Source organism: Pseudomonas sp. RIT-PI-q, assembly GCF_001297125.1.
Taxonomy (GTDB): Bacteria; Pseudomonadota; Gammaproteobacteria; order Pseudomonadales; family Pseudomonadaceae; genus Aquipseudomonas.
The window spans coordinates 41,754-54,127 of record NZ_LHPC01000027.1 but is presented as its reverse complement, the minus strand read 5'-3'; the positions used below and the strand labels follow the sequence as shown (position 1 = coordinate 54,127).

At 60.3% G+C, this 12,374-nt stretch carries 10 protein-coding genes; 9 read left to right on the top strand and 1 reads right to left on the bottom strand.

Translation table 11 applies throughout. The features are described from left to right. Positions 1–16: 16 nt before the first annotated feature. The 6 genes from AEQ67_RS12165 to AEQ67_RS12140 all read left to right on the top strand — a co-directional run bounded on the left by AEQ67_RS12165 (position 17) and on the right by AEQ67_RS12140 (position 5,514). Positions 17–946: a sigma 54-interacting transcriptional regulator gene (locus AEQ67_RS12165; RefSeq protein WP_059404101.1), complete on the top strand. Its 930-nt coding sequence runs from the start codon at positions 17–19 to the stop codon at positions 944–946. Between the two features lie 271 nt (positions 947–1,217). Next, positions 1,218–2,000, top strand: a complete 783-nt coding sequence (locus tag AEQ67_RS12160) for a MetQ/NlpA family ABC transporter substrate-binding protein (RefSeq protein ID WP_027922262.1) — start codon at positions 1,218–1,220, stop codon at positions 1,998–2,000. Positions 2,001–2,551: 551 nt separating this feature from the next. Continuing rightward, positions 2,552–3,217: an amino acid ABC transporter permease gene (locus AEQ67_RS12155; RefSeq protein WP_059404100.1), complete on the top strand. Its 666-nt coding sequence runs from the start codon at positions 2,552–2,554 to the stop codon at positions 3,215–3,217. Continuing rightward, positions 3,198–3,857 (top strand): amino acid ABC transporter permease, encoded by a 660-nt coding sequence (locus AEQ67_RS12150; protein ID WP_059404099.1) that lies wholly within the window; start codon positions 3,198–3,200, stop codon positions 3,855–3,857. Before AEQ67_RS12155 ends, AEQ67_RS12150 begins: the two co-directional genes overlap by 20 nt. Next, on the top strand, positions 3,854–4,636 hold the full coding sequence (locus AEQ67_RS12145; protein ID WP_059404098.1) for an amino acid ABC transporter ATP-binding protein: 783 nt from the start codon (positions 3,854–3,856) through the stop codon (positions 4,634–4,636). Before AEQ67_RS12150 ends, AEQ67_RS12145 begins: the two co-directional genes overlap by 4 nt. Beyond that, a complete protein-coding gene (locus AEQ67_RS12140) occupies positions 4,633–5,514 on the top strand; it encodes a transporter substrate-binding domain-containing protein (RefSeq protein WP_059404097.1) in 882 nt (293 codons plus the stop codon). The genes AEQ67_RS12145 and AEQ67_RS12140 overlap by 4 nt, the downstream gene beginning before the upstream one ends. A 131-nt stretch (positions 5,515–5,645) precedes the next feature. On the opposite strand, the gene AEQ67_RS12135 is transcribed toward AEQ67_RS12140, so the two are convergent. Then, on the bottom strand, positions 5,646–6,842 hold the full coding sequence (locus tag AEQ67_RS12135) for an AAA family ATPase (RefSeq protein ID WP_059404096.1): 1,197 nt from the start codon (positions 6,840–6,842) through the stop codon (positions 5,646–5,648). Positions 6,843–7,056: 214 nt separating this feature from the next. Between AEQ67_RS12135 and AEQ67_RS12130 the strand changes: the two genes are divergently transcribed. Genes AEQ67_RS12130 through AEQ67_RS12120 form a run of 3 tightly spaced genes read left to right on the top strand, consistent with a single transcriptional unit; the run spans position 7,057 to position 12,274 of the window. Next, on the top strand, positions 7,057–8,160 hold the full coding sequence (locus tag AEQ67_RS12130; RefSeq protein WP_059404095.1) for an efflux RND transporter periplasmic adaptor subunit: 1,104 nt from the start codon (positions 7,057–7,059) through the stop codon (positions 8,158–8,160). Continuing rightward, positions 8,157–9,224, top strand: coding sequence for an efflux RND transporter periplasmic adaptor subunit (locus tag AEQ67_RS12125; RefSeq protein WP_059404094.1), 1,068 nt, complete (start codon positions 8,157–8,159; stop codon positions 9,222–9,224). Before AEQ67_RS12130 ends, AEQ67_RS12125 begins: the two co-directional genes overlap by 4 nt. Further along, on the top strand, positions 9,221–12,274 hold the full coding sequence (locus AEQ67_RS12120; protein ID WP_059404093.1) for an efflux RND transporter permease subunit: 3,054 nt from the start codon (positions 9,221–9,223) through the stop codon (positions 12,272–12,274). Before AEQ67_RS12125 ends, AEQ67_RS12120 begins: the two co-directional genes overlap by 4 nt. Positions 12,275–12,374 lie beyond the last annotated feature (100 nt).

Sequence of the window (12,374 nt, the reverse complement as noted above, 5' to 3'; positions counted from 1 at the left end):
TGGGCGGGAGCCTGCCATGAGTTTTGAAGCCTTCGGTCAGCCGCTGCTGACCTTTCCCGACGCAGAAAAAAGTCCCCTGAGCATCCGCGCCAAGGCGCTGGTGTTCGTCGATCCGCGCTCCCGGCAGTTGCGCCAGGAGCTGGAGCAACTGGCTCCGCGTTCGATCTCCGTGTTGATCCGTGGCGAAACCGGCAGCGGCAAGGAGCTGCTGGCACGGCACATCCATCGCGCCAGTGATCGCGGCGGGTTGTTCGTCTCGGTCAATTGCGGCGCGATCAGCCCGACCTACGCCGACGCTGAATTGTTCGGCTACGCCGCCGGCAGTTACAGCGGTTCGGCCAGCAGTCGCGCCGGCTGGTTTGGTTCGGCCAACGGCGGGACGCTCTATCTCGATGAGATCGGCGACCTGCCGCTGCCGATCCAGATCAAATTGCTCGCAGCGCTGGAAAACCATGAAGTGACTCGCGTCGGTTCACATCAACCGAGCCCGGTGGATGTGCGACTGGTGGCGGCCACCAGCATCGATCTGGCGCAAGCGGTCGCCGCCGGAAAATTCCATGAACGGCTTTATCACTACCTCAGCGAAGGCCAGCTCGAACTGCCGGCCTTGCGTGAACGGGTCGGCGATATCCTGTCGTTGGCCGAATACTTCCTCGGCATCTACAGCCAGCGCCTGGATCTGCCAGTGCCGCTGATCAGCGAGGCGGCGCAGCTGGTGCTGGAACGGCACAGCTGGCCGGGCAATACCCGTGAGCTGGAAAACGTCATTCACTTTGCGCTGCTGGTGAGCACCGGCGATGAGATTTTGCCGGAGCATTTGAATTTGCCGGAGGTGCTGCCGTCGTTGGCGCAGATTGAGCGGCAGCTCAAGCACATCCTCAGCAAAGGCACTGCCACCGAACAAGCTGCCTTGAAACAACTCCTGAATCAAACCGAACTCCTGTAGGAGCGAGCTTGCTCGCGATGGACGTTAACGATAACGCGTGCTTTCAGAATGCACGCGGTGTGTTTGCGTTCTTCGCGAGCAAGCTCGCTCCTACAGGAGATCGGTGAGTTAGAGCTGTATGAACAAAATGGAATATGAAAGTGAATAAAAGATATTGTTCGGGAATAAAAAATCCCGGTATTGTCCGCGTCACGCCAGCGATAGCACTTCACTGGCACACGTACTAATAGCCGTCGTCGATGACGACCGTGATTTTCGATAAGGACACTGCATGAAAAAGGTTCTGTTGTTCACCGCATTGGCGGCTGCCCTGACCGCGGGCCTGGCCCAGGCTGGCGAGAAACTGGTGGTTGCGGCGACCCCGATTCCACACGCCGAGATTCTCGAACTGATCAAGCCAACCCTCGCCAAAGAAGGCGTGGACCTGGAAATCAAAGTCTTCACCGACTACGTTCAGCCCAACGTACAGGTCGATCAGAAGCGTCTGGATGCCAACTACTTCCAGACCCTGCCGTACCTGAAAAGCTTCAACGAAGGCAAAGGCACTAACCTGGTGACCGTGATCGGCGTGCACGTCGAACCGTTCGGCGGCTACTCGAAGAAAGTCAAAACCCTGGCTGAGCTGAAAGACGGCGCAACCATCGCTATCCCGAACGAAGGCAGCAACAGCGGCCGTGCCCTGATCCTGCTGCAGAAGGCTGGTCTGATCGAGTTGAAAGACCCGAAAAACGCCCTGGCCACGCCAAAAGACATCGCCAAGAACCCGCACAACTTCAAGTTCAAGGAACTGGAATCGGCCATGCTGCCGCGCGTGCTGGATCAAGTCGACCTGGACATGATCAACACCAACTACGCGCTGGAAGCGGGTCTGAACCCGGCTAAAGACGCGCTGGTGATCGAAGGTGCCGATTCGCCTTACGTGAACTTCCTGGTGGCTCGTCCGGACAACAAGGACAGCGTTGCCATCCAGAAACTGGCCAAGGCTTTGACCAGTCCTGAAGTGAAAGCCTTCATCGAGAAGAAGTACAGCGGCGCGGTACTGCCGGCGTTCTGATTCGCGAGGTAAAACCCCTTCAAGGTTTCAACGCCGACGGCTGGTATTGCGTCGGCGTTTTTTATTGGGTCGCGAGATCAAAAGATCGCAGCCTCGTTTTACTCGACAGCTCCTACATTTGGAACGCGTATCCCCGTAGGAGCTGTCGAGTAAAACGAGGCTGCGATCTTTTGCTTCAGGCCACCCTGGCCTTCAACGCCCTGCGCAACGCCACCAGCCACTTCACGATGTCCTGCGGACTCATCCGCTGTGGCACTTCTACGTCTGCCATTTTCGCTTCCTTGTGAGGGTTCGGCCGCAGGAGTCTGGCCAAAGCTGTGCGTCCTTGAAGGCTCAGCTTGAAATAAAGACCTTTCCTACAGCGCAAAGGAAAATAGTCGTCTTCCTCCTTCTCGGCAAATCCTCAGGATAGTTTTTTGCGTGATATCAATATGCTTTAACGGTATTTAAATTCTGCTTTTTATACCTTTAAAGTCGGTGCCTGCCGGGTGGTTATCCACTGCCCATGGACTGCGCCACCGTCGCTTACCCTGCGGCGTCCAGGATGTTCAATGAACTTCGATTACGCTTTTATCCTCAGCACCCTGCCGGCATTTCTCAAAGCCGTGGGCGTGACGCTGCAGGTCGGCTTGATCGCCATCGGCACTTCGTTGCTGGTGGCGTTGATCAACGCGACGATCCTGGTGTTCCGCACGCCTTACTTGCAGCGCCTGGTCGGGTTGTATGTGGAGTTGGCGCGCAACACGCCATTGCTGATCCAACTGTTCTTCGTCTATTTCGCTTTGCCGGCGCTGGGTATCAAAGTCTCGGGGTTTGCCGCGGCCATCATCACCATGACCTTCCTTGGCGGCGCCTACCTCACCGAAGTGCTGCGCGCCGGCGTCGATGCCGTGCCCCAGGCGCAACTGGAATCCGGCCGCTCCATCGGCCTGTCCCATGGCCAATTGCTGCGCTACGTGATCCTGCCGCAAGCCGGCATCCTCAGCCTGCCGTCGCTGTTCGCCAATTTCATTTTTCTGCTCAAGGAGACCACCGTGGTCTCGGCGGTGGCGGTGCCGGAGATTCTCTACACCACCAAAAGCTACATCGCGCTCTACTACAAAACCTACGAAATGCTCGCCGTGCTGACGCTGATTTGCGTGCTGCTGTTTTTGCCGCTGTCACTGTTGCTCAGCCGTCTGGAAAGGAGGCTCCAGCATGGCCAGTTCGGGTCTTGAATTGCTCTGGGTGTCGTTGCCGCAACTGGGCAAGGGCGCTGCGCAAACCTTGTCGATCTCTTTTTTGAGCATCGCCATCAGCACGGTCGGTGGTGTGCTTTACGGCGTGTTGCGCACGCTGAATTCAAAATGGCTGAATGCGATTTTGCGGGTCTATCTGGAATTGTTCCGGGCGATCCCGGTGCTGGTCTGGTTGTACTTGCTGTTCTTCGGCCTGCCGATTTTCTTCGGCCTGAGCATTCCGAGTTTCTGGTGCGCGGTGCTGGTGTTGTCACTGTGGGGCGGCAGCGAAGTCGGCGAAGTGGTGCGCGGCGCGTTGCATTCGTTGCCGCGCGGGCAGCGTGAAGCGGGGTTGTCGATTGGCCTGGACGGTCCGCAACTCTACGGCTATGTGCTGCTGCCGCAAGCGCTGAAACGCATGACGCCGCCAACCATCAACGTCTACACGCGGATCATCAAGACCAGCTCCTTGTCAGTGCTGATCGGTGTGGTGGACGTGATCAAGGTCGGCCAGCAAATCATCGAACGCACCTACGAATCCGTGCTGATCTACGGCGCGCTGTTCCTGTTTTTCTTTTTCATCTGCTACCCGCTCTCGGCCGCTTCGCGCGTGCTAGAGCGGCGCTGGACGCAAGCATGAGCGCACTGATCGAGTTCAAGGGTTTCAACAAGTTTTTCGGCGAGCAGCAGGTGCTCAACGATATCGACCTGAGTGTGCAGTCGGGCGAAGTGATCGTCATCCTCGGCCCCAGCGGCTGCGGCAAAAGCACCTTGTTGCGTTGCCTCAATGGTCTGGAAGTCGCCCACAGCGGCAGCTTGAAATTTGCCGGCCGCGAGTTGCTGGACAAGGGCACCGACTGGCGCGAAGTGCGGCAGCAGATCGGCATGGTGTTCCAGAGTTATCACCTGTTTCCCCACATGAGCGTGCTCGACAACCTGCTGCTCGGCCCGCTCAAGGTGCAAAAACGCGACCGCGGTGAAGCGCGTGCCCAGGCTGAAGCCTTGCTCGAACGCGTGGGCCTTCTGGACAAGCGCGATGCGTATCCAAGGCAGCTCTCCGGTGGCCAGCAACAACGCATCGCCATCGTCCGTTCGCTGTGCATGAACCCCAACGTCATGCTCTTCGACGAAGTCACTGCCGCCCTTGATCCGGAAATGGTCAAGGAAGTGCTGGAAGTCATTCAGGGTCTGGCCCGCGAAGGCATGACCCTGCTGATTGTCACCCACGAAATGGCCTTCGCCCGCGCCGTGGCTGACCGCATTGTGTTCATGGATGCCGGGCGAATCCTTGAACAGAACCCGCCCGAGATTTTCTTTACGAACCCGCAAACCGCACGAGCGCAGCAGTTCCTGGAGAAGTTCTCCTACGTCGCCGCACTACCCAAAACGACTCAAACAAAGGAACTGGAACTGCTATGAAAACTGCCAAGTCTTCACTCTTGCTACTGCCGATTTTGGGCCTCGCGCTGCTGGCCGGCTGCAACAAAACCGAAGAACCACCCAAGCCCAAAGTCGCCAGCGAAAGCACGGCGCCGGCCAGCTACCTGGACAAAATCAAGGCACGGGACAAGCTGATCGTCGGTGTCTTTACCGACAAACCACCCTTCGGTTTCGTCAATGAAGCGGGGCGCTACGTGGGTTTCGATACCGACATCGGCCGCCAATTTGCCAAGGATTTGCTGGGCGACGAGAACAAGGTTGAGTTCGTTGCCGTGGAACCGGCCAGCCGCATTCCGTTCCTGCAAAGCGACAAGGTCGATTTGATCCTGGCCAACATGACCGTGACCCCGGAACGCAAGGAAGCGGTGGAATTCACCAATCCGAACCTCAAGGTGGCGGTGCAGGCGCTGGTGCCTCAGGACAGCGGCGTGAAAAATCTGGATGACCTGGCGACCCGCACCACCATCGTCACCACCGGCACCACGGCCGACATCTGGCTGACAAAAAATCACCCGGACTGGAAGCTGCTGAAGTTCGAGAAAAACTCCGAGTCCCTGCAAGCCCTGGCCAATGGTCGCGGTGATGCGTATGCGCAAGACAACCTGGTGCTGTTCAGCTGGGCCAAACAGAACCCTGGCTACCGCGTGCTGAGCCAGACCCTGGGCGCCGAAGCCCCGATCGCGCCAGCAGTGAAGAAGGGCAACATCGAACTGCGCGACTGGGTGAACGCCGAGTTGGCGAAGCTGGGTGAAGAGAAGTATTTGCTCAAGCTCTACGACCAATATGTGCGCAAAGAACTGAGCGATGACACCAAGCCTGAGAGCGTGATTGTCGAGGGTGGGAAGTGGCAGGGGTGATGCTCTGACCTTTCGACCATCATCGCGGGCAAGCCCGCTCCCACAGGGTTCGGTGTGGACGCAGATATTGTATCCACCGGAGATCATTGTGGGAGCGGGCTTGCCCGCGATGGCGGCTTATCAGGCACTGATTAATCCGGCCAATACCACGCCGGCACATCCAGCACCCGCTGCCCGACAATCCCGGTCTGGCCAAGCGTCTTCTCCAGCACGATGCAATTGCATTCCGGATCTTCCTGCAACGCCGAAATCAACCGCCGCGCATGCGAAACCACCCACACCTGACACTGCTCGGACGCCCGGACAATCAACCGCGCCAACGCCGGCAACAGGTCTGGATGCAAGCTGGTTTCCGGCTCGTTCAGCACCATCAGCGTCGGTGGCCGAGGCGTCAACAGCGCCGCCACCAACAGCAAATAACGCAACGTCCCGTCCGATAACTCGGCGGCCGACAGTGGTCGCAACAACCCTTCCTGATAAAACTCGATGGCAAAGCGTCCGCCGGGCAGCGATTCGATGTGCAGCCTCGCGCCGGGGAAGGCGTCGCTGATGGCCGCCCGCAGCGCCTCGGGGTCGCCGATTTCGATGATGGTCTGCAAGGCTGCCGCCAGGTCGCGGCCGTCGTGGTGCAGCACCGGCGTGCGCGTACCGAGTTGCGGTTGGCGCACCGGGGCATCGGCGTCGCTGCGAAAGTGATCGTAGAAGCGCCAGCGACGGATGAACTCGCGCATCTGCAGAACCTCCGGCGAAGTGCGCAAACTGCCGACCTGGTCGAACAGGCTGTCGAAGTTCGGCGTGTGCTGGGCCAGCACGTCCCAGCTACGGTTGGCTCGGGCACGGATCATCGGCCCGTCGCGGTCTACCAGCAGGCTCGCCGGACGATAGAACGGCCCGGCCCAGACGCATTCGCGCTTGATTTGCGGGTCGAGGCTGAACCGTGACGGAATGGGTGTGCTGTGCTCGGGCAACATGAAGTGGCCGTTGGAATCGGGCAGCCCGAGGCTGATCGAGTAACCGAAGTCCTCACCGGCAAATCCCAGGCGCAAGCGTTTTGCACCGTGTCGAACCGTCGCCTCGACCGGGACTTCACCGTTACGCATGCGTCGGGTGATGTTTTCAGGTCCGGCCCAGAACGTCGAATCGAGGCCACCTTCGCGGGCTAGCGCGTTGACCACGCCGCCCTGGGCGGTTTCCGCCAACAGGCGCAGCGCGCGGTAGAGGTTGGATTTGCCGCTGCCATTGGGGCCGGTGATCAGGTTCAACCGGCCCAGCGGAATCACCAGTTTGTTGATCGAGCGGTAATTGGCCACCGCGAGGGTTTTTAACATTAGGTGGTCTCTGTCGCCCTGAGTCAGTATCGCGATAATCGCGCTGGCGAATTTACATTGTAGGAGCTGCCGAAGGCTGCGATCTTTTGCTTTTAAAAGATCAAGATCAAAAGATCGCAGCCTTCGGCAGCTCCTACAGGGCGAAGGTGGAACCCTGTTCTACGCTCACAGTCGTATCGTCACTGGCACGCCCGTACAACGCAAAGGAGTCTGCATGGCTGGTCCTGGATTGAAAATAATATTTGCCCTGAGCGTCTTGGTGCTGCTGACCGCTTGTGGTGAAAAAGCACAGGTCGAGAAGGACCTTCCGCGGGTTTTTGTGCAAGAGGTGAAAGCGGCCGATTTCGGCGCCACGGTCACCCTGACCGGCGATGTTCAGGCGCGGGTGCAGACCGAGCTCTCGTTCCGCGTCGGCGGCAAGATCATCCAGCGCACCGTCGATGTCGGTGACCGGGTTTCCGCCAAACAGGTGCTCGCCAAACTCGATCCGAAAGACCTGCAAACCAACGTCGACTCGGCCCAGGCACAGGTCGTCGCTGAACAGGCCCGAGTCAAACAGAACGCCGCCGCATTCGTGCGTCAGCAGAAACTCCTGCCCAAGGGCTACACCAGCCAAAGCGAGTATGACGCCGCCCAAGCGGCATTGCGCAGCAGCCAGAGCGCGCTCACTGCCGCGCAGGCGCAACTGGCCAATGCCCGCGAACAACTGGGCTACACCTCGCTGATCTCCGACGCGCCGGGAGTGATTACCGCGCGCCAGGCTGAAGTCGGCCAGGTGGTACAAGCCACGGTGCCGGTCTTCAGCCTGGCCCGGGACGGCGAGCGTGACGCAGTGTTCAACGTCTACGAATCGCTGCTGGCCGAGCCGCCATCGGACAAGACCGTGGTGGTCAGCCTGCTCGATAACCCCGCGATCAAAACCACCGGCACCGTTAGGGAAATCACCCCGGCCGTCTCGGCGCAGACCGGCACCGTGCAGGTCAAAGTCACCCTCAACGGACTGCCCGAAGGCATGCAACTCGGTTCGGTGGTCAGCGCCACGGCCAAGACACCCGGTAAATCGGCAGTCGAATTGCCATGGTCAGCCCTGACCAAGAACCTCAGCGAACCGGCCGTGTGGCTGGTGGACGCGGATGGCAAGGCCCAACTGCACCCCGTCACCGTCGGTCGCTACCTGACTGGCAAAGTCATCATCAATGGCGGTCTGGACGGTGGCGAAAAAGTCATCATTGCCGGCGGCCAGTTATTGCACCCAGGGATGAAAGTGGAAATCGCCGAAAACACCTATAAGGAATTAGCCCCGGGAGCCCAGCCATGAAGCACTTGATGCTGTTGTCCGCTGGCCTGCTACTCGTCGCCTGTTCGGAAAAAGAGCCGCCGCCGGAGCCTGTGCGCCCGGTACTGTCCATCGAAGTCAAAGCAATGAAGCAGGAAGACCTCGGGCGTTTCGCTGGCAGTATCCAGGCGCGCTACGAAAGCAATATCGGCTTCCGGGTGCCGGGTCGCATCGCCAGCCGTAACGTTGATGTCGGCGCCGAAGTCGAAAAGGGCGCCTTGCTCGCCAGCCTCGACCCTACCGATCAGCAGAACCAGTTGCGCTCGGCCGAAGGCGATCTGGCGCGGATTCAGGCGCAATTCATCAACGCCCAGGCCAGTGCTCGACGCCAACAGGAATTGTTTGATCGCGGCGTCGGCGCCCAGGCGCAACTGGACGTCGCCCAAACCGACCTGAAAACCACTCAGGCGTCCCTCGATCAAGCCAGGGCCTCGGTCGATCAAGCCAAGGACCAACTCAATTACGTCCAGCTACGCGCCGATCACAAAGCTGTCGTCACTGCGTGGAACGCCGAGGCCGGGCAAGTGGTCACGGCAGGTCAGCAAGTGGTGACCCTGGCGCAACCAGACATCAAGGAAGCAGTGATCGACCTGCCCGACACGCTGGTCGATCAATTGCCGCCGGACGTGGTGTTCCAGGTCGCTGCGCAACTGGACCCGAGCATCACCAGCACCGCCATCATCCGCGAGATTGAACCCCAGGCCCAAAGTGCGACCCGTACTCGTCGCGCCCGCCTGACGCTGGCCGAGACGCCGCCGGGCTTTCGCCTCGGCACGGCCATCAGCGTGACCCTCAGTTCCGCAATCAAACCGCGTCTCGAACTGCCAGTCAGTGCCCTGCAAGAGATCGACGGCAAAACCCGTATCTGGGTCGTCGACCCGCAGAACCAGACCGTTTCCCCGCGAGACGTCAGCCTGATCAGCCGCACCGATTCGACAGTGGTGCTGGCCGACGGCGTGAAGTCCGGTGAGCGAGTCGTCAGTGCCGGAGTCAACAGCCTCAAGCCGGGGCAGAAAGTTAAAGGCGATGAGGACAGCCCGCGATGAAAGGGAGTTTCAACTTATCCGAATGGGCCCTCAAACATCAGTCGTTCGTCTGGTATTTGATGTTCGTCGCGCTGCTGATGGGCGTGTTCTCGTACATGAACCTGGGCCGCGAGGAAGACCCCTCGTTCACCATCAAAACCATGGTGATCCAGACCCGCTGGCCCGGCGCGACCCAGGAAGAAACCCTCAAGCAGGTCACCGATCGCATCGAGAAAAAACTCGAGGAACTCGACTCCCTCGACTACGTGAAAAGCTACACCCGACCCGGCGAATCGACGGTGTTCGTCTACCTGCGCGACACCACCAGCGCCAAGGACATCCCGGAAATCTGGTATCAGGTGCGCAAGAAGATCAACGACATTCGCGGCGACTTCCCCAAGGGCCTGCAAGGTCCGGGGTTCAACGACGAGTTCGGGGACGTGTTCGGTTCGGTGTATGCCTTCACCGCCGATGGCTTGTCGATGCGCCAGTTGCGCGATTACGTCGAGCAGGTGCGGGCCGCGGTCCGCGACGTGCCGGGGCTGGGCAAGGTCGAGATGATCGGGGAGCAGGATGAAGTCCTGTACCTGAATTTCTCCACGCGCAAACTCGCGGCGTTGGGCATCGACCAGCGTCAAGTGGTGCAGAGCCTGCAATCGCAGAAGGCGGTGACCCCGGCCGGGGTGATCGAGGCCGGGCCGGAGCGGATTTCCGTGCGCACTTCCGGGCAGTTTGCGTCCGAGAAAGACCTGGCCAACGTCAACTTGCGCCTCAACGACCGCTTCTATCGCCTGGCCGATGTCGCTGAAATCAGCCGCGGTTACGTCGACCCGGCCACCCCGCAGTTCCGCTTCAACGGTCACCCGGCCATCGGCCTGGCGATTGCGATGAAGAAGGGCGGCAACATCCAGGAATTCGGCAAGGCCCTGCACCAGCGCATGACCGACCTGACCGCCGACCTGCCGGTGGGCGTCGGCGTGCACAACGTCTCCGACCAGGCGGAAGTGGTGGAGAAGGCCGTCGGCGGCTTCACCAGTGCGCTGTTCGAAGCCGTAGTGATCGTGCTGATCGTCAGCTTCATCAGCCTCGGCGTGCGCGCCGGGTTGGTGGTGGCGTGCTCGATTCCGCTGGTGCTGGCGATGGTCTTCGTCTTCATGGAATACAGCGGCATCACCATGCAGCGGATTTCCCTCGGTGCGCTGATCATCGCCCTCGGCCTGTTGGTGGACGACGCGATGATCACCGTTGAGATGATGGTCACGCGCCTGGAAATGGGCGAAACCAAGGAACAGGCGGCGACATTTGCCTACACCTCGACCGCGTTCCCGATGCTCACCGGCACATTGGTAACCGTCGCCGGTTTTGTGCCGATTGGCTTGAACGCCAGCTCCGCCGGTGAGTACACCTTCACGCTGTTTGCGGTGATCGCCGTGGCGATGATCGTGTCGTGGATCGTCGCGGTGCTGTTCGCCCCGGTGATTGGCGTGCACATCCTCAGCACCAACGTGAAACCGCACTCGGCCGAGCCTGGGCGTATCGGTCGCGCGTTCAACTACAGCATGCTCTGGGCCATGCGCAATCGCTGGTGGGCCATTGGCATCACCGTCGCGCTGTTCGTGGCGTCGGTATTTTCCATGCAGTTCGTGCAGAACCAGTTCTTCCCGTCTTCGGACCGCCCGGAAATCCTCGTCGACCTCAACCTGCCGCAAAACGCCTCGATCGACGAGACCCGCAAGGCCGTGGACAAGCTCGAAGCGACGCTCAAGGACGACCCGGACATCGTGCGCTGGAGCACCTACATCGGCGAAGGTGCGATCCGTTTCTACCTGCCCCTAGACCAGCAATTGCAGAACCCGTACTACGCGCAACTGGTGATCGTCAGCAAAGGCCTGGAATCGCGCACCGCGCTCAGCCAGCGCTTGCGTGAACGGCTGCGCACAGACTTCGTCGGCATCGGCAGCTACGTCCAGGCCCTGGAAATGGGCCCGCCGGTGGGGCGCCCGATTCAGTACCGGGTCAGCGGCAAGGACATCGATCAGGTGCGCAAACATGCGATTGAGCTAGCCACTGAGCTGGACAAGAACTCGCACATCGGCGAAATCATTTACGACTGGAACGAGCCGGGCAAAGTCCTGCGCATCGACATCGCCCAGGACAAGGCGCGGCAATTGGGGCTGTCGTCGGAAGACGTGGCCAACCTGATGAACAGCATCGTGGTCGGCTCGCCGATCACGCAGGTGGACGACGATATCTACCTGATCAACGTCGTCGGTCGCGCCGAAGACGCCGAACGCGGTACGCCGGAAACCCTGCAGAACCTGCAGATCGTCACGCCGGGCGGCACCTCGATTCCGCTGCTGGCCTTCGCCACGGTGCGTTATGAACTTGAGCAGCCGCTGGTCTGGCGTCGCGACCGCAAGCCGACCATCACCATCAAGGCGGCGGTGCGCGACGAGATCCAGCCGACCGACCTGGTGAAGCAGCTGCAACCGACCATCGATAAATTCGCCGCCGGTTTGCCGGTCGGCTACAAGGTCGCCACGGGCGGTACGGTCGAGGAAAGCGGCAAGGCCCAAGGGCCGATTGCCAAGGTCGTGCCGCTGATGCTGTTCTTGATGGCGACCTTCCTGATGATCCAGCTGCACAGCGTGCAGAAGCTGTTCCTGGTGGCCAGCGTCGCGCCGCTCGGGCTTATCGGCGTGGTGCTGGCGCTGATCCCGACGGGCACGCCGATGGGCTTTGTGGCGATCCTCGGGATCCTGGCGTTGATCGGCATCATCATCCGCAACTCGGTGATCCTGGTGACGCAGATCGAGGCGATGGAGAAGGACGGCCTGTCACCGTGGGATGCCGTGGTGCAAGCCACTGAGCACCGGCGTCGACCGATTCTGCTGACGGCTGCGGCGGCGAGTCTGGGGATGATCCCGATTGCCCGGGAAGTGTTCTGGGGGCCGATGGCCTACGCGATGATTGGCGGGATTATCATTGCGACGTTGCTGACGCTGCTGTTTTTGCCGGCGCTGTACGTGGCCTGGTACAAAATCCGCGAGCCGAAGAAAGAAGTGCAGTAAGGCGAGCGCTGCGCGCTCATCGCGGGCAAGCCCGCTCCCACAGGTTTTCTGTCGATCCCGGATGTTGTGATCGACGCAACACCTGTGGGAGCGGGCTTGC